The 20,209-nt window shown below is 38.8% G+C and carries 19 protein-coding genes; 10 read left to right on the plus strand and 9 right to left on the minus strand.

Annotation, left to right across the window (positions count from 1 at the left end):
• Positions 1-6: 6 nt before the first annotated feature.
• The 4 genes from argC to rpiA all read right to left on the minus strand — a co-directional run bounded on the left by argC (position 7) and on the right by rpiA (position 3,924).
• Entirely contained in the window at positions 7-1,056 is a 1,050-nt protein-coding gene (argC, locus tag C3F34_RS17025; RefSeq protein WP_044738476.1) for an N-acetyl-gamma-glutamyl-phosphate reductase, read from the minus strand.
• A 113-nt stretch (positions 1,057-1,169) separates the two neighbouring features.
• The gene (locus tag C3F34_RS17030) at positions 1,170-2,282 is read right to left on the minus strand and encodes a GGDEF domain-containing protein (RefSeq protein ID WP_104442173.1); all 1,113 of its coding nucleotides are present in this window, start codon (positions 2,280-2,282) and stop codon (positions 1,170-1,172) included.
• Between the two features lie 163 nt (positions 2,283-2,445).
• Positions 2,446-3,126, minus strand: a complete 681-nt coding sequence (locus tag C3F34_RS17035) for a M48 family metallopeptidase (protein WP_044738474.1) — start codon at positions 3,124-3,126, stop codon at positions 2,446-2,448.
• A gap of 126 nt (positions 3,127-3,252) precedes the next feature.
• The gene (gene rpiA, locus C3F34_RS17040) at positions 3,253-3,924 is read right to left on the minus strand and encodes a ribose-5-phosphate isomerase RpiA (protein ID WP_044738473.1); all 672 of its coding nucleotides are present in this window, start codon (positions 3,922-3,924) and stop codon (positions 3,253-3,255) included.
• A gap of 105 nt (positions 3,925-4,029) precedes the next feature.
• On the opposite strand from rpiA, the gene ilvA reads away from it, so the two are divergent.
• On the plus strand, positions 4,030-5,568 hold the full coding sequence (gene ilvA / locus C3F34_RS17045) for a threonine ammonia-lyase, biosynthetic (protein WP_016167804.1): 1,539 nt from the start codon (positions 4,030-4,032) through the stop codon (positions 5,566-5,568).
• A gap of 45 nt (positions 5,569-5,613) precedes the next feature.
• On the opposite strand, the gene C3F34_RS17050 is transcribed toward ilvA, so the two are convergent.
• Complete coding sequence (locus C3F34_RS17050; protein ID WP_044738472.1) at positions 5,614-6,156, minus strand: hypothetical protein; 543 nt, start codon at positions 6,154-6,156, stop codon at positions 5,614-5,616.
• Positions 6,157-6,309: 153 nt separating this feature from the next.
• Here C3F34_RS17050 and C3F34_RS17055 point away from each other — a divergent pair, with 153 nt between their 5' ends.
• Positions 6,310-6,960 carry a potassium channel family protein gene (locus C3F34_RS17055; protein WP_104442174.1) on the plus strand — a complete coding sequence of 217 codons (651 nt, stop codon included), beginning with the start codon at positions 6,310-6,312 and terminating at the stop codon, positions 6,958-6,960.
• Between the two features lies 1 nt (position 6,961).
• The gene (locus tag C3F34_RS17060) at positions 6,962-8,302 is read left to right on the plus strand and encodes a TrkH family potassium uptake protein (protein WP_104442175.1); all 1,341 of its coding nucleotides are present in this window, start codon (positions 6,962-6,964) and stop codon (positions 8,300-8,302) included.
• A 272-nt stretch (positions 8,303-8,574) separates the two neighbouring features.
• On the opposite strand, the gene C3F34_RS17065 is transcribed toward C3F34_RS17060, so the two are convergent.
• The 3 genes from C3F34_RS17065 to C3F34_RS17075 all read right to left on the minus strand — a co-directional run bounded on the left by C3F34_RS17065 (position 8,575) and on the right by C3F34_RS17075 (position 13,284).
• Positions 8,575-9,714 (minus strand): phospholipase A, encoded by a 1,140-nt coding sequence (locus C3F34_RS17065; protein WP_044738469.1) that lies wholly within the window; start codon positions 9,712-9,714, stop codon positions 8,575-8,577.
• Between the two features lie 24 nt (positions 9,715-9,738).
• The gene (locus C3F34_RS17070) at positions 9,739-12,678 is read right to left on the minus strand and encodes an insulinase family protein (RefSeq protein WP_044738468.1); all 2,940 of its coding nucleotides are present in this window, start codon (positions 12,676-12,678) and stop codon (positions 9,739-9,741) included.
• 156 nt (positions 12,679-12,834) lie between these two features.
• Complete coding sequence (locus C3F34_RS17075) at positions 12,835-13,284, minus strand: GNAT family N-acetyltransferase (protein WP_104442176.1); 450 nt, start codon at positions 13,282-13,284, stop codon at positions 12,835-12,837.
• Between the two features lie 147 nt (positions 13,285-13,431).
• Between C3F34_RS17075 and C3F34_RS17080 the strand changes: the two genes are divergently transcribed.
• The 3 genes from C3F34_RS17080 to C3F34_RS17090 are packed head-to-tail and all read left to right on the plus strand — an operon-like array spanning position 13,432 to position 15,395.
• Entirely contained in the window at positions 13,432-14,439 is a 1,008-nt protein-coding gene (locus C3F34_RS17080; RefSeq protein WP_044738466.1) for an adenosine kinase, read from the plus strand.
• A 14-nt stretch (positions 14,440-14,453) separates the two neighbouring features.
• Positions 14,454-14,762: a Rieske (2Fe-2S) protein gene (locus C3F34_RS17085; RefSeq protein ID WP_165492958.1), complete on the plus strand. Its 309-nt coding sequence runs from the start codon at positions 14,454-14,456 to the stop codon at positions 14,760-14,762.
• 15 nt (positions 14,763-14,777) lie between these two features.
• Positions 14,778-15,395, plus strand: coding sequence for an OB-fold-containig protein (locus C3F34_RS17090; RefSeq protein WP_016167795.1), 618 nt, complete (start codon positions 14,778-14,780; stop codon positions 15,393-15,395).
• Positions 15,396-15,478: 83 nt separating this feature from the next.
• Here the strand turns inward: C3F34_RS17090 and C3F34_RS17095 are convergent.
• A protein-coding gene (locus C3F34_RS17095) for an IS4 family transposase (protein WP_104442269.1) occupies positions 15,479-16,569 on the minus strand; the annotation gives its coding sequence in 2 pieces (ribosomal slippage) (positions 15,479-16,029 and positions 16,029-16,569; 1,092 coding nt in all).
• A gap of 601 nt (positions 16,570-17,170) precedes the next feature.
• On the opposite strand from C3F34_RS17095, the gene cydP reads away from it, so the two are divergent.
• From cydP to cydX, 4 genes are read left to right on the plus strand one after another with little or no spacing between them, the layout of a single operon-like run.
• Positions 17,171-17,362 carry a cytochrome oxidase putative small subunit CydP gene (cydP, locus tag C3F34_RS17100; RefSeq protein ID WP_016167794.1) on the plus strand — a complete coding sequence of 64 codons (192 nt, stop codon included), beginning with the start codon at positions 17,171-17,173 and terminating at the stop codon, positions 17,360-17,362.
• Positions 17,362-18,942: a cytochrome ubiquinol oxidase subunit I gene (locus C3F34_RS17105; protein ID WP_016167793.1), complete on the plus strand. Its 1,581-nt coding sequence runs from the start codon at positions 17,362-17,364 to the stop codon at positions 18,940-18,942. The genes cydP and C3F34_RS17105 overlap by 1 nt, the downstream gene beginning before the upstream one ends.
• Positions 18,939-20,084, plus strand: coding sequence for a cytochrome d ubiquinol oxidase subunit II (gene cydB / locus C3F34_RS17110; RefSeq protein ID WP_016167792.1), 1,146 nt, complete (start codon positions 18,939-18,941; stop codon positions 20,082-20,084). Before C3F34_RS17105 ends, cydB begins: the two co-directional genes overlap by 4 nt.
• A gap of 23 nt (positions 20,085-20,107) precedes the next feature.
• Positions 20,108-20,209, plus strand: a complete 102-nt coding sequence (gene cydX / locus C3F34_RS17115) for a cytochrome bd-I oxidase subunit CydX (protein ID WP_002120988.1) — start codon at positions 20,108-20,110, stop codon at positions 20,207-20,209.

Genomic DNA, 20,209 nt, shown 5'->3' on the forward strand with positions numbered 1-20,209 from the left:
TAAGTTTTATGGTAATAAACCAATGCCTTCTAGACCTGCTGTTTCATCAAAACCGAACATTAAGTTCATATTTTGAACAGCCTGACCAGCAGCACCTTTAACCAAGTTATCTTGCGCAATCAAAACCACTAATTTTTTAGGTTGTGGTTTATATAGAGCAATGCGCAATTGATTGGCTCCACGCACTGAGCGGGTCTCAGGTGAACTATTTTCAGGCATCACGTCTACAAAACTTTCATTTGCATAGAATTGCTCATACCATGCTTGTAAATCGACAGCAGCACCTGCATCAGTCAAATCCACATAAATAGTGCTGAGCATGCCACGAATCATGGGTACTAAATGCGGAACAAACAAGATCTGATCAAAAACACCAGTTTGACCTGAAATATTTTCTAAGGCTTCTACAATTTCAGGATGGTGACGATGTCCTGCGACGCCATAAGCTTTAAAGTTATCAGCGTTTTCAGTGTAAATCATACCCATACTTGCTTTACGCCCAGCACCTGAAACACCTGATTTCGCATCAATAATAATACTCTCAGGTTTAACCAATGTGTCACTGTGCTTAAACAATGGTGCCAAACCAAGTTGTACTGTTGTAGGATAACAACCTGGGTTACCAATCACATTTGCCTGCTTAATTTTGTCACGGTTTAGTTCAGATAAACCATACACAGAATCTTTAAGCAGCTCAGGGCATGCGTGTTGCATACCGTACCATTTTTCAAATTGCACCAAATTTTGCAAACGGAAGTCAGCAGCTAAATCAATTACTTTCGTATTTGCTGCAACGAGTTCTTCCGCATGTTTCATCGCTACACCATGCGGTGTTGCAAAAAACACTACATCACACTGTTTTAATTCTTCGATATTTAAGTCTGAGTATTTAAGATCTGTATGTCCGCGTAAACTTGGGAACATATCATCGACACGGCGGCCATCTTCGGTACGTGATGTCAGTACATTTACTTGTACATTTGGATGTCGAAGCAATAGGCGCAATAATTCAACACCTGTATAACCTGTTCCACCAACAATACCTACTGAAATCACGCGCTTTACCCCTATTCAAAAGCAGCCATTTTGTAACTGCGTAGTATGACAGGAAGTTGAGGCTTTCTAAACTGTTTTGCTTGGATTTTATATGTTTTAGTGTTGTTAACACTTTAATTCAATGCAGTAGAAATCATCTGGGTACAATCCAAACCAATACAATTTCGTCCAGATTGCTTCGCAGAATACAGTAATTGATCAGCAGCACCAATCGCACGTATAAAATCTTGCTCAACGATCTGTGCTAAACCAAAACTGGCTGTGACCGATATTTTGCTCACTGACAACCGCTTAGTTTCTATAGCGATGCGAATACGTTCGGCAATTGCATAAGCCTGATATTGGTCTTTTACTTTTAGAAGTAAAATAAATTCTTCACCACCAAAACGCCCAACCAAATCTTGACCTCGAACACTTTCCCGAATAATTTCACCAACCTGTTGCAAAATGCTATCACCAATCAAATGACCATATTGATCATTGATTTGCTTAAAATGATCAATATCACACATCAGTAAAAAATGGGTGTCTTGAGATGTATATGAAAGTACTGACTTGGCTTTTTCATAAAAACCACGTCGGTTTAATAAATTGGTTAATGGGTCTTTCTGACGCTCATCATTCAACTTATGAATAATATCTCGCACCAAAGTCCCTAACAGAACAATCGCAAACCACATGCTTAAAAAAATACTTGCAGCAAGCATAATTAACCACCAAACGGAGGTGACCAGCATGTCAGCTTCAATATCACTCAAAAATAGATAAATAATTAAACTGCGTGTAAAAGTATAAATTACAATAAAAAAATAAGAAAAATCTACAATTTTATTAAATATATCAATGTTTTGATAGTTTTTAAATATCGAAAATAAAACCAATGACTCTACTGTTGCAATAGTGGAATTAAGAATCAACATCCTGATCCATAATTGATTATCTACGTATGAAAAATAGCCCAGCAACAATAGGGCTATCGCAATTAACCCCAAACACCAATAGGAATGCACATGGCCTTTTTTTCTTAATGCCATTGCATAGGCACTTGCCCAAGCGCCAAATAAATACATCCCTCCCAGTAAAGGTGCAGACAGAGCCAGCTCTGAATTAGACATAAAACTTTGTGCTGCCAATGAAAAAGAAGGCACGATATAACCTAGGCCTAGCCAAAATAAGTATTTTGGAGCCTGATAAAAATAATGGCATATTAGAAACAAGCTTCCCATTAAGATCAGGCAAGCTGGAACAATTAATATAAAATAATGGGTATCTGTAAAATTCACGCCCAAGACTAAAAGCTTGTACTAAAAGTAATCGCAGTGTAGATGATTTATTTACTCATTCAAACTCAAATCTATCAGATTAATCACATCATAAAATTTAGCTTTTTCAAGAAGAGAACCACCAAAACGGCAATGCTGTATTTTTTAATGTATGACGATGCGACTTAAAATTTGGATCGTATTCAGCTACTTTTGCCCAAAAATGTGCACCATGATCAAAGTAAACCGTATGTGCCAATTCATGCACACACACATAGCGCGTAATTTCCCTAGGAAACAATACTAAACCACTATTCAACATAATGTCATGCTTTGCACTACAACTCCCCCAACGAGTTTTTGCTTGTCGAATATTACAAGCCAAATACCCCAAACCAATCTCATCACTGACTTGTTTTAAAAAATGTGGTAAATGCTGCTTAGCATACGCAATCACAAATGCTTTGAGATATTGTTCTGGTTGTCGATCACTCACCCAAAGCTGATGATTTTGTTTATCAAAAATAAAAGATTGCTTTTGTGTTTTATAAATTACTGGTAAAGGTTGCTCTAGATTAAATAGGTTCAATTGTATCGGCAGGCTTCGGTCAAGCTGTCCTGATTTTTTTTGCTGTTTCTGCCAAGTCTCAATCATCCATTGCTCAGACTGCTGTAAAAAAGCCTGAATCTGTTTTTTTGTACAAACCTTTGGAACTGTTAAACGAATTTGTGTTGGCTCTACACGTAATCTTAAACGTGTTGCGCGTGCATGATGGGTGATCTGAATTTCTGGCAGTGTATGGGTCATTTATTTTGAAATTTTATTTAGATTATTCAGTCTTCACTTTAAGCTAAAAGTTAAAACATGACTTAAATTGTTAGCTCAAATAGAGAAACTACCCTCCTTTTTCAAAGGAGGGTCAGGGAGGATTTTTTAAACAGCAGTACGTTCTTCAATGCCGTTGTCTGTTGCAACGACAGCGATATCCGCTTTATTTAACGCAAAAATGCCGTTACACACCACACCCGGAATGTTATTGATAGTCTTTTCAAGTTCAAGCGCATTTAGAATATTCAAGTTATAAACATCTAAAATAACATTGCCGTTATCTGTCACTACACCTTCACGGTAAACTGGGTCACCGCCCAAGCTCACGATTTTACGTGCTACAGCCGAACGCGCCATTGGAATCACTTCTACAGGCAATGGGAACTCACGACCCAATTGTTCAACCCATTTCGAATCATCAACAATACACACAAATTTCTTTGCAATTGATGCCACAATCTTTTCACGAGTTAAAGCAGCACCGCCGCCTTTAATCATATGCATATGACGGTCAATTTCGTCTGCACCATCAACATAAGCATCCAAGCCACCGACATGATTCATATCAACCACTTCAATACCGAGTTTCTTTAGACGTTCTGCAGTTGCTTCTGAACTTGCTACTGCCGCTTCAAGTTGAAGCTCTGGTAAAAGTTCAATTAAAAAATTAACGGTACTGCCTGTACCCACCCCTAAGATGCCGCCTTTTGGTAAGTGTTTTAAAGCAGCTTTCGCTGCTGCTTGTTTTTTCTCATCTTGGGTTGCATATAGACTCATGACATCACTCAACTTTTTTTCACGTTTTGCGCAATTTTAAAACGCAAATGTGTAGGGGTTTGTTACAATAAGCGCCTATTTTAAACTGTTAGATGGAAAATTAACATGCTGTCTCGTTTGGTTCGACAAATTTTACAAGCAACGGTGTATGACGTTGCAATCGAAACCCCACTCGAAGCAGCGCCACGAATTAGTGAAAAGCTAAACAACAACATTCGCTTCAAACGCGAAGACTTACAACCTGTCTTTTCTTTCAAACTACGCGGTGCGTATAACCGTATTAGTCAATTACCGAAATCTCAGTTGGAACGTGGCGTTATTACTGCTTCAGCAGGTAACCATGCTCAAGGCGTGGCTTTATCTGGTCAAAAGTTAGGTATTCGCGCCATTATTGTCATGCCAAAAACGACACCTGACATTAAAGTACAAGCAGTCAAACGCTTGGGTGGTGAAGTCGTTCTACATGGTGATTCATTCGATGTTGCCAATAAATATGCGATTCAATGTGCCAAAGATGAAGGTATGACGTTTATTCCCCCTTATGACGATGAACTGGTCATGGCGGGTCAAGGCACCATTGCCAATGAAATTTTACGTCAATGGCGTGATGTTGAATATGTATTCGTTGCTGTTGGTGGTGGCGGTCTAATCGCAGGTATCGCAGCTTATTTAGGCGACGTTGCGCCACATGTCAAAATTATTCCTGTTGAATATGACGAATCGGCTTGTTTAAAAGCAGCATTTGAAGCCAATGAACGTGTGATTCTGCCTCAAGTTGGTCTATTTGCCGATGGTACAGCCGTTGCACAAATTGGTGAAAAGCCATTTGAAGTCTTACAATTGCAAAAATCAGATAACTCTGGACCTATTGTTGAACGTGAAGTTGTTCTGGTGAACACTGACGAAATTTGTGCAGCCATTAAAGATACTTATGACGAATGTCGTAGCATTGTCGAACCTTCTGGTGCGATGGCTTTAGCAGGTATTAAAAAATACGTTGAAGAGCACAATATTCACGGTAAAAACATGGTGTCAATTGTTTGCGGTGCAAACATGAACTTTGACCGCTTACGCTATATCGCAGAGCGCACCGAACTCGGTGAACACAAAGAAGCGATTTTTGCAGTAACGATTCCAGAAGAAAAAGGTTCTTTCCTCAAATTCTGCCGTGCACTACAAGGTCGTAACATCACCGAGTTTAACTATCGTGCAAGCAATGCATCTGCCGCACAAGTTTTTGTAGGCATTAGCCTAAAAAATGGTGAAAAAGAGCGTCATGACATTCATGAATTACTGAAGACTCAATATGATGTAGACGACCTTTCTGATGATGAAGTTGCAAAACTACACATTCGCTACTTGGTCGGTGGTCATGCAGACTTAGAAAACGAGCGTTTATTCCGTGTCGAGTTCCCAGAGCGTCCAGGTGCATTACTAACGTTCCTTGAGCGTTTAGGGCCAACTCATAACATTACCCTCTTCCACTATCGTAACCACGGTGCTGCCGAAGGTCGTGTTTTGGTCGGTTTAGAAGCCAGCGATGCCAAACAAAACCCAGATGGTTTAATTGAAACACTAGAAAGCATTACTTATCCATATGTGGAAATTACCAACAATCTGGGTTACCAGCGCTTCTTAAAATAATCAATCGCCCCATACAAACAGAGTCTTTATGGCTCTGTTTGTCATTCAAATAGACCAAGACATTTCTGAAGGTTGATATTTTTCTACTTTCAAACCCGCCTCATCGAATTGCCGATTAAATAACTCACAAAATACTTCAATTTTTTTGGGTTGATTCGGCACGGCCAACCAATAATGCTCTTTACCCCAAAGCAACAATAGTGCGAAATTCTGCAATTTTAGAAATTTATAAATTTCGTCCAAAATGATTTCTAAAATTTGATCTTGTACCCGATAAAAACGCCCAATCACATGCTCAAATTGCTCATAGTGTTTTAAAATTGGATCTGCACGTGATTGTATTTGTGCTTGTACCATTTCAATTTCAGTGGTCATGTGCTGAAAAAAAGGATGTTCTGCCAGTCCATTTTCCAAATATTGATGAATATTCAGTCCCATCATATATTCAACAGCTTGTTCACTCTCCTGAGAATTTAACCAAGTTAAAAAGTGCTCCGCTTTTGCACGATGCTTTTTTTTAGGCAATGGATTCTGCTTCAACTCAGGAAACCATTTTGTTAACTGCTTATAAATTTTCTTTTCATTCATGTTAAAACCCTAATTATTTTAGTCATTTTGCTTTTACTAAATGCACAGTCGATACAGCAAAACTTCATTTCAAGCATCAATTAACGCTATGATTAGACATTATGAAATTCAAATGTGTAAATAATAATACACCTAACAAGATAAGGACCTAACATGGCTCAATTTGCAGTGATTGGTTTAGGAAGTTTTGGTGCAACTGTTGCAACTGAATTGGTTGAGTTAAAGCATGATGTACTGGGTATCGACAGCAATAAAAAGTATGTAGAAAACATTTCTGATGTCCTCACTCATGCTGTAATTGCAGATGCAACCGATGAACACGTACTCAATGAATTAAACATTCAAAACTGTGATGCTGTTGTGGTAGCCATCGGTGAAGATATTGAAGCCAGTATTCTTTGTGTTTTACATCTCAAGAATCTGGGCATCGAAAAAATTTGGGTAAAAGCAAAATCAAAATCTCACCATATGATCCTGAGCCATTTAGGTATCGATAAAATTATTCATCCAGAAGAGGATATGGGCGTCCGTGTTGCACAGTCGCTCAGTTATCCAATGGTCAGTCGCTACATGTCTCTGGAAGATGATCGCTATATGGTAAAAATTGAAGTTAAAGACAATTTACATGGCACTCGTTTTCAGACAATTTGTGAATACAATCCTGAAGTTAATGTCATCTTACATAAGCGTGGCAAAGATCTTTTATATCAGGTAGACCCCAATTTGATATTACAGCGTGGCGATATTATTGTGGTTGAGGGTCATCTGGAACAATTACGAAAATTATCAAATCGTTTTAAATAATATGAAAACAATACGAAAAAAACCAAAAAATACGGTCAACTTAAGTCCTCCAAGCTTATTAGCACTTGGTTTTTTAAGTTTTATTCTGATGGGAACTTTACTACTCAAATTACCTATTGCCCATCATGGTGACTTGTCATGGATTCACGCGTTATTTACCGCAACTTCAGCAGTGACCATTACAGGTCTGTCTGCAGTGAATGTTGGTGAGGCTTATACGGTATTTGGCAAAGTCGTCATTATGCTATTACTGCAATGCGGTGGTTTAGGCTTTATGACTTTCGCTATTTTAGCCGTGATGAGCCTTTCAAATAAAATTGGATTAAAACAGCAAATTATGGCACAGGAGACTATTGGTCATACCAGCTTATCCAAAGTCTCTCATACAATTAAAGCTGTTTTGTTGTATTCATTATTTTTTGAAGCCATCGGCACATGTATTCTCACTATCGCTTGGATGCAAGAATATGATTTCTTAAAAGCTTTCTTTTATGCAGCTTTTTACAGTGTTTCCGCATTTAACAATGGTGGGTTTTCTTTATTTCCCAATAGTTTAATGGACTTTTCTAGCCAATATTTCATTACATTTACTATTAGCATGCTGTATATCATTGGTGGGATTGGTTTTTTGGTCTTAATGGACATTAAACAGCAAAGAAGCTGGAAAAAACTCAGCCCAAATAGCAAACTGATTTTATTAACAATCACTGGGCTGAATCTATTTGCCTTTATAGTATTTTGGCTATTAGAAGCCAATAATCCGCTTACACTTGCCCCTATGAGTACGATGGAACAAGCTGTTAATGCATGGTTTCATGCGACAGTCCCTCGCTCGTCTGGATTTAACAGTTTGAATGTGGGCGACATGACCGATGCATCCGCACTGGTCACTATGGTACTGATGTTTATTGGTGGAGGTTCTTTAAGTACGGCGGGCGGTATTAAAGTCGGCACCTTTATTGTCGTCACTTTAAGCGTAGTGAGCTTTTTACGCCGTGCCGATGAAATACGTATTTTTAATTTTTCGATACCGCAAAATACTTCATTTAAAGCAATGGCTGTAGTGTCTATTACTGCCATGTTGGTATTTATGGGTTTTTTGACCTTATTGCTCTTAGAGCCCAAACACCATTTTCTCGATTTACTCTTTGAGGCTGTATCAGCAGCCTGTACCGTTGGTCTATCACGTGGTATTACTTCCGACTTACAACCTGCCAGCCAAATAACCTTAATGCTCCTCATGTTTGCTGGCCGTCTTGGCCCACTTACTTTGGCGTATATGATTGCCACGCCAAAGAAAACACGTTTAAAACATCCACCTACGGATATTCAGATCGGTTGAAGGATTCAGGATGGATTGTTACTCAAAAGAGAAAATGTTTGAAAAATTAAGCGGCATTCAATTCTATTCTGTACGGATAAACCATGAGCGAAGCTCAAATAATGTCAAATTTAAAGTGAATACAAACTCTTTTTCAGTGAGTGAGTACGTGTAATTTACAACACAGAATACTGACAAATAAAGGACTCAAAACAGCAAAAAAATTAGAAATAATTCCAACTAAAAAAGCCTGAAATTAAAATTTCAGGCTTTTAAAACTTACTCAAAAAGTATCAGTACCAATTCAGTAACGATACCCCTAAACCAACATAGGTTGCTCGATGATTATAATCAATCAAACTTTCACCATAACCATCAAACAACTGGAATTGACCACGCAATTTGCCATGAATTGGAAAAGACCAATCAAATTGTACTGCACCGTGAGAATCATCTCCGCCTTTTAAAGAATGACGTAACATTAAAGAAAAATCATGATCATCTTTACGGTAGAATGCTGTGATGTCACCCCGTCCCACATAATCTTTGATATCTGGATTGTTATCATCTTTAGCATTTTCATCAAAACGGTACCAAGGACGAATCATCAAAGCAAAGTTGTCGCGCTCAAAGCCTAAATTCAAAATTGCTCTGTTCCAACTACGCGATAGAGGATCTGAACGACCATTAGACTGGTGGTTTAAGGTAATTCCCAATAACCGTGCATTTAAACCCAAAATTTCATAATTGGTGCGAAACATTAAACTCGCTTCAGGCTCATAATTGGTTTCACGAAATGGGCGCGACTCATCTTCGTTATAAACTTGCCAACGTGAAGACTGCGTGTATCCCACCCAAAGGTCACCATTATCACCAAATAAATTTTCTACAGCTTTGGTCTTGAGTGAAATTTGAAATTTCGCCTCAGTCGATTTTAAGTTTTGGTCTTCATCAACGGTATTACGCGGGTTTGGACTATCTGGAAATTCATTTTTCTTGCTTGACCAAAACACAGGCAGCAAATATACAGGCTTGTAAGCACGAATATTCCATGTACCTAATTTACTGTCCGGAGATAGTTCCCAGCGTTTATCTAGCAAAGATTGATTTGGGTCGATTTTAGGCCCTTCCAGTGCAAATAAATTGCTAAAACTGCCGCCTTGTTTTTCCGAGCTTTGTGGTTCCTGTTTCGCTGCAGCTTGCTTGACTAAAACAGGCTCCGCAACCTTTGGTTTTACTTCAGTTGCAGGCACCTTAAATACAGCATCATAACAAGCTAATCGATCTGCGTTAGACTCCAAACCTACACAAGCTTCTGGGCTCGCAGGTGAAATTTTTTCTACTGGATCTTGCGCATAGGCAGCAGTATATGCTGAGCTGAGCATAATAACACTCAGCGATAGCACACCACGTTCAAATGATTTGAACGCCATAAACACACCCCTTTTCTTATTGTATTAATTAACTTGATGAATTTGGAAGCCTAATGCTAACAATTCATCTTTTTTTGCCATCGGAGCCACAACAGCTTTATCGGCTTCTTGATTAAGCAAATATTGTTCCGCTACACGCTTCAAGTCATCTAATGTCACAGCCAATAAACGTTCACGTAATTGCTTACGGAATGCAGGTGTACGTGCATGTAATAATGAATAACACGCAGTAATAGCTTCACCCGCTGGTGAACCTGGCTTATCCATTGAAGCAATGAGACCTAAAATAGCCTCTTCCAACTGATGCGGTTGTTGCTCAGTATTCAACAACCAAGCCACACTGGCTTCAAAATCATTAAATGTTTCTGCTAAGCGTGGGTCACGGTAGCTATAGAAACGGAAGGAACAAGCGTTACCGTCATAACTTGCACCCCCACCGTAAGCTCCGCCTTTTTCACGGATTGCACTATGTAAGAAACCATTACGTAAATATGCTGCCAATACCATGAGTGGCGCTGCATCAGCGTGTGCAACATCTACCGCTGGGTATGCAGATGCACAGAACTGTACATTGGCTTGAATTAACCATGCTTCATTTGCATGGTTATTGACCTGTTCAACAGCTTTAAGCGCAACGCTATGCTGAGGAACATCTAACTTGTCCCAAACATTTTGCACTTCTTCAACCAAACGGTCTGACTGATGTTCTTCACAGACCAATAAGAACTGTTTTGGTGCTTGTAAAAGTTTCAAATGAATCGCTTTTAATTCATTGATTAAATCATCATAAGCTGCTGCATCTTTTTCAATTCGACCGACCAAATCGCCTAACCAATTTAATGCACCTAAGCCTGTATTATGATAGTCACGTTGCGCTAAAGCGCTGTGGTTACGTCCCGCAATTTGCATAGCATAACTATGCCCTGAACCCGAAAGACGCGATGCCCAACGCGTTTTACGTTGCTGTAATAACTCAATGATTCGATCTTTCTCATCAAAGCGGAGTTGTTCAAACGCCAACTTTAACAAAGCAATACTATCAAAATTACTCACCAACGATTTAGTGGTCAAAGTTAACCATGCACTAATCTTGTGTTTATCATCGACTTTAGAGCGTAAAGATGCCCCCATCCCCAAACCACCACTCACTGCAGTTTGCAGTTGTTGTAGTTGAAGATAGTCATACTGCCCCGCACCAACTTCACCCATCAAAATAGATAACAAGTTAAAGTATGGTGATTGCACTACATCTTGCGGAATTTCAATCAGCACCTGATTGTAGTAAATACCATTCGTACCCGCATGATAAAGATTTAACGGATAGTCAATACGGTTTGAGATAATCTCACGCAATTGCCCTTGTACAATTTGTAGTTCCGCAGGTACATCTTCTAAACCTACTTTTGGCAGAAGGTTAAGATCGTCTGGTGTATCTTGACGAACTTTCAATGCTTCAGTTTGCGCCTGAATTTCTGCTTTTTCAGCATCTGTCAGTTGGACGCCTATGGCTGCTAAACGTGCTTTTTCTGCCGCCGCTTCTACCGCAGATTTGTTTGCGTCAGGCACTAAAGTCATTTGCACACGATGCGGGTTATCAATCAAATGTGTTTTGATTAAATTTGATAACCACATTGGATCTTTCAATTCTTCTTTCACTGCAGCAATCGCTGAGTCTACATCCCACACTGTGATTGGATCACTGTGGTGAATAACACTACCTAAACCATTTAAAATGAGGCTTAGACCATACGGCATGCCATCACCATTGATTTCACGTTGATGTAATTCAATTTGATGTAAAATCGCATCGACCATGTTTTGATCGACAGGTTTCGAAGCCACATCTTCTAAAACTTTAAATACACCTGCTTTAAACTCTGCGGCATGCTCAGGGTTTGAACCTTGTACGCCACAGTAGAATGTCATTTCATAGTTAGAGTCATCTACACCCATAATTGGGCCTGTGGACTGTGCATAACCGCAAGTCTCTAAATAATGGCGTAGCGGAGAAGCCGAATCTTCCAACAATACACCTTCTACAAGGCGCATTCCTAAGCGCAGTTTGATCTCACTGGCTTTAGGCAATAACCACGAAATAATGTGGTAAGTCTTGTCTTTTAAATCTTCTGCGTCCACTGCATAGGTTTCAGTCACTTCAAGTGGTGCAGTCAAACGACGCTCTTCTTTAGAAAAGAGCGTTTCACCTTTTGAAAACTTCGCCAATGCCAGAGTTTCAAATTGTTCTTGTAAGTTGTAAGCAGATTCATTACCAAAGGTCATGAAAACGGCATTACTTGGATGGTAGTGTGACTTGTAGAAACTTACTAACTCATCGTAAGTTAAATCTGGAATATCTTTAGGGTCGCCACCTGAATTATAGTGATAGGTGGTTTCAGGGAATAAGTGATGTGCTAACTGATGATATAACTGATCTGAGGGTGAGCTCATAGCCCCTTTCATTTCATTAAAAACCACACCTTTATATACTGGCTCACCATTTTCAAGCTCAATACGAATACCTTCTTGCGCAAAATCTAATGGATTCAGATTGGCTGCAAATGCTGCATCTAAATACACTTCAAGCAAATTCTGGAAATCTTTTTTATTCTGTGTGGCAAATGGATATGCTGTCCAATCCGCAGCAGTAAAGGCATTCATAAAAGTATTTAATGAGCGACGAATCATTAAGAAAAATGGATCACGCACTGGGAATTTTTCTGAACCACACAATGCAGTATGCTCTAAAATATGCGCTTCACCTTTTGAATCCATGGGCTGAGTACGAAAAGCCACCAAGAACACATTTTCATCATGATTAGTCGCAAGATGATAATGTACCGCACCAGTCACTTTATGCTGGTATTCAGTCACTAAAATATCTAAGGCTTCAACATGGTGTTGACGAATCAACTGAAACGCTGGATGTACAGTTTGAGAAATAGTTTCAGTCACATCTACAGTCATGTGCGCTCCTAATAATCTTTTAAATAAAACTAATAAAATGATTATAGCTTTAGTTTGAGCCATAATTCACGTATAAACCCGAGTATTTTATTCAGGTCTAGAACCATACACAGTAACACACTACGCATCGTATCTATTCAAGTAAATAACTGAAAACTAAATTAAATATTTAAAATAATTATAGCTTGGATTATTTTCGACCCAAACATAGTTCTGTTTTTGATAGAAATCTGCTGCCAAACGTGTATCTGTTTGTAAGCAGAGCGCTGAAAAATTAGGCTTGGCTTTATTTTCTAAATACGCCAACAAGTCTTTTCCTACTCCATGACGTCTATATTTGGGATGTACGTAAAAACGTCGCACTCGTCCAATTCGACTTCTTTGTCCTTCTTCTTCGCGTTGCTGGTTTAAACCACCACAACCAATTAACTTATCACCATCGTATGCAATTAATAAAAACTCACCTTCGTCTTTAAACTGATTTTGGCCACTTGCATATTCGTCAATGAGACGCTGAACAACATTCACTCCTTCCTTATTTGCCAACTTGAGTAAAGTCTCAATTTGAGCAGGTAATTGTTCAGCTTCTTTAATGATGAGTTCCATTTTCTATCTATTACCTAACACTGGTTTTGCCTATTAAACAATAAAACACAATCAATTAGGTACAATCTTGAATTTTATTCACAAAACTTCTGCAATCCTGAGCATTGGTGTAAACTTAGTGTTTTATTTTAGATGTGATTGAACGACATGACCTCTGTTGATCTTTTTGCAATTGGTAATGCGCTGATTGACCAAGAATTTAAAGTTTCTGATGAATTTCTTACGCAACACAACCTGCAAAAAGGAACCATGCAACTCACGGATGGTGATCAACAAGCAAATTTATATACTCAACTTAAACAGTCCGAAGTATATAAAGGTCAGGCTTCAGGTGGTTCTGCTGCCAATACAACCGTAGCGTTTAGCGCACTTGGCGGTACAGCATTTTATGGTTGCCGCGTAGGTAATGATGAATTAGGTAAAATTTATTTAGACGGCCTAAATGAGGCTGGTATTCAAACAACGGCTAAATCAGTCAGTGAAGGTGTAACAGGAACTTGCATGGTCTTGGTCAGTCCTGACTCAGAACGTACTATGCAAACCTACCTAGGCATTACCGCAGAACTTTCTGCAGAACAAATTGATTTTGAGCCTTTAAAAACTGCACAGTGGCTCTATATCGAAGGTTATTTATCTACCAGCGCTACAGCACGTGCAGCAGTTAGACAAGCCCGTAAAATTGCACGTGCTCATGGAGTCAAAATTGCATTAACGCTGTCTGATCCAGCCATGGTGCAATATGCGCGTGAAGGTTTAAATGAATTGTTAGATGATGGCGTAGATTTACTCTTCTGTAATCAACAAGAAGCTATGATGTATACCGAAACCACCACAGTTGAAGATGCATTGGCTAAATTGAAGCTACATAGTAAATACGTTGTAATTACATTAAGCGCAGAAGGTGCGATTATTTCATCTGAACAAGAAACCATTCGTGTATCTGGTCGTGCTGTGACTGCGGTTGATGCCAATGGTGCTGGCGATGCATTCGCTGGTTCATTCCTATATGCGCTGAACACAGGTGATAATTTACAGACTGCGGCAGAACTTGCGATCTTGATTTCCAGTGAAGTGGTTTCACAGTTTGGTCCACGTCTAGCCAATCAAGACTATGCGCAATTGCTAACAAACTTTCAAAAGAAGGAATGTGCCTAATGCATAAACTTTGTGTGACCGAAGACATTCCAGAGCGTGAAGCACGTGCTTTTGAAACGCCAAATGGTGATACGATTTTTATTACACAGCGAGATGGCGCTTTTTTTGCCTATCAAAATGTTTGCCCGCACTTACAAGTAGAACTTGAATTTCTAGAAAATCAGTTCCTTGACCGTGACCAAGAATATATTGAATGCTCGACACATGGTGCTCTCTTTACCGTAGAAACTGGCGAATGTATATCTGGCCCTTGCTTGGGTCAGTCACTTGAAAAGGTCGAGATAACTGTGCATTCTGATGGCGGAATCTACTTACCTGAATAACCTATGGAATTTGCCATGCTTGAGTTAATACACGATATAAATTTAATGCCGTTTCATTTAAGTTTATTGGCCCTTGTATTACTCAGCTTGGTAGAAACCATTGGTTATTTTCTACATATCCGACCAAGCCAGTTTTTTAAGCGTGTTATCCCACAAAAACTCGCAGAAGCCCCCTTACTCAACGTAAAGTTTTCTAAAATCTTAATTTTAGTCTTTCTGTTAATGAATTTTAGCTTCTCAGGTTATTTCCTTCAGTTTAGTTATTTCGCACAGCAAGAGCATTTTTTACCCGCATATTATGTCATTCTCCCTGCATTAATTATTGCGATATTCTTTACTGTATTTATGATTCACTGTCTGGATCAGGTGATTAAACCTACGCAAATGCAACTCCAGTCTAATTTGTTAGGTAGACTCGCAACGATTTCAAGTGGTAATGCTCGCCCCGGTTTTTCCGCCCAAGCTCGCGTTAGAGATGAATATGGTCAATTACACTACATACAAGTAGAACCAGAATTTGGCGAGTTGGAATTTCAATCTCAAATTATTTTAATTCGCATTAAACACTCGCATTACATCGCCAAAAAAATTTCAAGATCAAATGAGCTTTTCTCAAATGAAATGCAGAAATAAATTTCGGAACTTTGATTCACTTCCAACCAATCTAAATGATATCGAGGGGTCAAATCGTCTTTATTCTCTGTACACGACAAATTTCATAGGGCCCTTGTCCTATCAGGCTTTTTCTTTCTTAAAATTGCTAGCACTTTCTTAAATTCTTCTTTTTTTCCAAAACCAATCAAACGTAGAATAGCCATCTGAACATAGTCCAAACCGTAGCGAAATAAACTTACTGAAAGTCGTCCATGCTTCTTTAGTTTTATCGCTTTTTTTCGATCATGTTGCCATTCACCTGTTAAATAGCACCAACAGAAACCGATCGCTAGCACTGCTATCAATTTCTTGACTCGTCTAGGGTCTGTTAAACGAGTATTTTCAAGATTGAATCCACGTCCTTTGAGACAACTAAATAAGGTTTCGATTTCCCAGCGTAATGCATAATCACCAATAGCAGAAGCATTAAACATAGGAGAAACAACAAGTAAAAGTTCTCCATCTTCTAATCGTAGCGCACTAATATACAGTTTCACTCGACCAACCCAAATACGTCGTTTACGACATTCTGTTTGACCAACTTGAAGATGACGAAATAAATCACTAATTTTATGATTCTTGGCTAAGTGATTGGTCACAATAAAGTTTTTTTAACACGTATACAGAAGTTAATGTCATTTTCAATTAACCATGTAAACCATTTCTCACCGATAAATTCTCTGTCTGCGAACACATTCACAATACGATCTTTACCAAAAATGGAGATAAAGCGTTGAATCAAAGCAATACGCTCTTTTGTATCTGAATTTCCACGTTTATTGAGCAATGTCCAAACAATAGGTATCGCTATTCCACGATAGACGATGGCTAACATCAAGATATTGATATCTCGTTTTCCCCATTTCCAGTTGGTTCTATCCAAAGTTAATTGGACTTTATCGAATGAAAATATATTGAAAATTAACTGAGAAATTTGACGATAATCGAAATACTGATCTGCAAAGAAGCGTTGTATACGTCGATAAAATGATTGTGGTAAGCACGTGATGGGTAAGGCTTTAGATGCAGAAGAAAGATTACATGTCTGTTTTACAATTAATGCCAGCATAATCAGTGTAAAACATTTTACACGTGACTTGTTCCACTTTAGATATTTGTTTAAGATGAGATGTAACTCATTGAAATGTGTCATCATATTCGTCGTCAGAAAACAAGTATTATGCCATTATTTCAATGAGTTGTCTTTTTTTGTCGTGTACAAAGGTCTTTATTGATAAATTCATCGCTGATTTCCTACAATGTAGTTTTGCTCACAATCCAATCCAATCCAATCCAATCCAATCCAATCCAATCCAATCCAACACTCTACGACATAGATACACCTGTATTTTCATTTTTTCAGAAAAATAAATAAACCTTCCTCATCCCACCCAATTGAGTGTATATTTATTGTTCAATTATCAATATCAATGAGAATTAGTTAATAAATCTAAAATTTAATCCAACTTATTTAGTACAGTTTAATAATTAATCCATTTTTAAATAGACCAAAATACTTTGTTTTAATATTTTTGAAATATAAGCATTTTAGTCAGATTTAATTTAATTAAATTACAACTGTTTTAGTCTGAAATAAACCATGTAAATTAGAATAAAAATAATACACTTTGATTCATAAAATATTGATTTATATTAAATTAATAATATATTTCTATTTTAATTGTATTTCCTATTTATTTTTTGTATGAAATTGTTTAATAATATTAATCATGTTTCAAAACAGGCTTATTCCCATGAGCTTAGTTCCAAAAGATTTTAATCAACGCCTAGTCCGTGAAATAACGATCATATTAATAATTAAGGTCGTTATCCTACTCACGATTAAACACATCTGGTTTGATGCACCGACTATTCCCAAAAACTTTGACAATCAAGTTGCTGAGCGTATTGCTGGCAGTCCATCCCAAATCAAGGAGACACGTTGATGATTTCTGAAAGCGTGGTCGATCTTTCGCGGTTTCAATTTGCAATGACCGCGATGTATCACTTTATTTTTGTTCCACTAACTCTTGGTTTAGCTTTTATTCTTGCCATTATGGAAACGACTTACGTCATTTCTGGTAAAGAAATCTATAAAGATATGACCAAATTCTGGGGGAAACTCTTCGGTATTAACTTTGCACTCGGGGTAACAACAGGGTTAACGATGGAATTCCAGTTTGGTACAAACTGGGCGTACTACTCACACTATGTAGGCGATATCTTTGGTGCACCACTGGCAATTGAAGGTCTCATGGCTTTCTTCTTAGAATCTACCTTTATTGGCTTATTCTTCTTTGGTTGGGATCGACTTTCCAAAGTTCAGCATTTAGGTGTGACGTGGTTGGTTGCTCTAGGTTCTAATATGTCAGCCCTGTGGATTCTTGTTGCTAACGGCTGGATGCAAAACCCTGTTGGTTCTAAGTTCAACTACGAAACCATGCGTATGGAATTGGTCGATTTTGGCGCACTCATTTTCAACCCAGTTGCACAGGTTAAGTTTGTACACACCGTTTCAGCAGGTTATGTAACTGGCGCTATCTTTGTATTGGCAATTTCAAGTTATTACCTACTTAAAAAGCGTGATATTCCATTTGCACGTCGTTCATTTGCGATTGCAGCAATTTTTGGCTTAGCATCAACACTTTCTGTAATTTTACTCGGAGATGAGTCTGGTTATGAGTTAGGTGATGTTCAAAAAACCAAACTTGCCGCAATTGAAGCAGAATGGGATACACACCCTGCACCTGCACCATTTACGCTGTTTGGTATTCCAAATAAAGAAACCATGACCACAGACTATGCAATTAAAGTTCCGTATGTCATGGGTATTATTGCAACACGCTCGACAACTAAAGAGGTAACAGGCATTAAAGACCTCTTAGTTCAACACGAGAATCGTATTCGCAATGGTATGGTTGCATATTCTCAACTTGAAAAGCTTCGTGCAGGTGACACATCTCCTGAACTTAAAGCTGCTTTTGAGCAATCTCAAAAAGATTTAGGCTACGGTCTACTTTTGAAAAAATATACACCGAATGTTGTAGATGCGTCTGAGGATCAAATCAAATCTGCCGCGTTAGATACTATTCCACATGTACCAAGTTTGTTCTGGGCATTCCGTGCAATGGTAGCATCTGGTTTCTTAATGTTATTACTATTTGTTTTAGCCACTTTTGCGGTAGCAAAACGCAATGCCGAAAACAAACCATGGTTACTCAAGTTTGCTCTTTTAGCTTTACCACTTCCGTGGGTTGCTGCACAAACAGGTTGGTACGTTGCTGAAGTTGGTCGTCAACCATGGACGATTGGTGAAGTACTACCTACACACTTGTCAGCATCTAGCTTAAGCACTGGTGATGTATGGGGTTCTATCGCTGCTTTAGCTGCGTTCTATACTGTACTTTTGATTATTGAAATGTATTTAATGATCAAATTCTCCCGTCTTGGTCCAAGTTCGCTTCACACAGGTAAATACCATTTTGAAAAACTTGAAGCAGCTCGCAATGAGGAGACTCAAGCATGATCGAATATGAATTACTCAAAATTATCTGGTGGGTTTTAGTCGGTGTCTTGCTGATTGGTTTTGCCCTCACCGATGGCTTCGATATGGGCTCTATGGCAATCATGCCATTTGTAGGTAAAACAGATGAAGAGCGACGCGCAGCAATCAATACGATTGCTCCGCACTGGGACGGCAACCAAGTTTGGTTTATTACAGCGGGCGGTGCTTTATTTGCTGCTTGGCCTATGGTGTATGCGACAGCCTTCTCTGGCATGTACTGGGCATTATTGCTGGTTCTATTTGCCTTATTTCTACGGCCAGTAGGTTTTGACTATCGATCTAAACTCGAAAATACCAAATGGCGTACATCGTGGGATTGGGGATTATGTATCGGTGGTGCCGTACCTGCTCTAGTCTTCGGTGTGGCCTTTGGCAATATGTTCTTGGGTGTACCCTTTACCCTTGATGAGACTGTACGTTCGACCTACACAGGCAGCTTCTTTGCGCTACTCAATCCATTTGCTTTGGTTTGCGGTATTGTAAGTTTATCTATGCTTTGCGCACATGGTGGTGCATGGCTTATGCTACGTACAGATGGTGATTTAAGAAAGCGCTCTGCTAAAGCGACACAATTGATGGGCATTGTTTACCTTATCTGTTTCTTGGGTGCTGGCGCTTGGTTGTATTTTGGCGGAATCGAAGGTTATACCTTAGTCACTCCATTTGACACCAATGGTGCAGCAAACCCATTAGCAAAAGAAGTTATTACCAATGCCAATCATGGTTGGATGAACAACTACTCGACTTATCCAATCACCATGATTGCCCCAATTACAGGGATCTTAGGTGGTTTGATTGTGGTACTTGCAGCAGGCAAAAACAAAGCTGGTTTTAGCTTCTTAGGTTCAAGTTTAGCGGTTGTAGGTGCAATTTTAACAGCAGGTTTTGCTTTGTTCCCATTCCTCATGCCGTCAAGTATCAATCCTATTGCAAGCTTGACCATGTGGGACGCTGTTTCAAGTCAAACTACGCTTACTGTGATGACGATTGCTGCATGTATTTTTGTACCACTTATTTTGTGCTACACCACTTGGTGCTACTACAAAATGTGGGGCGTTATTACCAAAAAACATATTCAAGAGAATTCACATAGCCTGTACTAAGGCGATGCTAAGGAGAATAAATTATGTGGTATTTTGCATGGATTCTCGGTATTTTGATGGCATGCTTTGCTGGTGTTCTCAGTGCCCTATATATCGAGCATCATCAAGATTTAGATGAGGAATAA

Origin of the sequence: Acinetobacter sp. ACNIH2 (assembly GCF_002934965.1) — a bacterium.
Lineage (GTDB): Bacteria > Pseudomonadota > Gammaproteobacteria > Pseudomonadales > Moraxellaceae > Acinetobacter > Acinetobacter tandoii.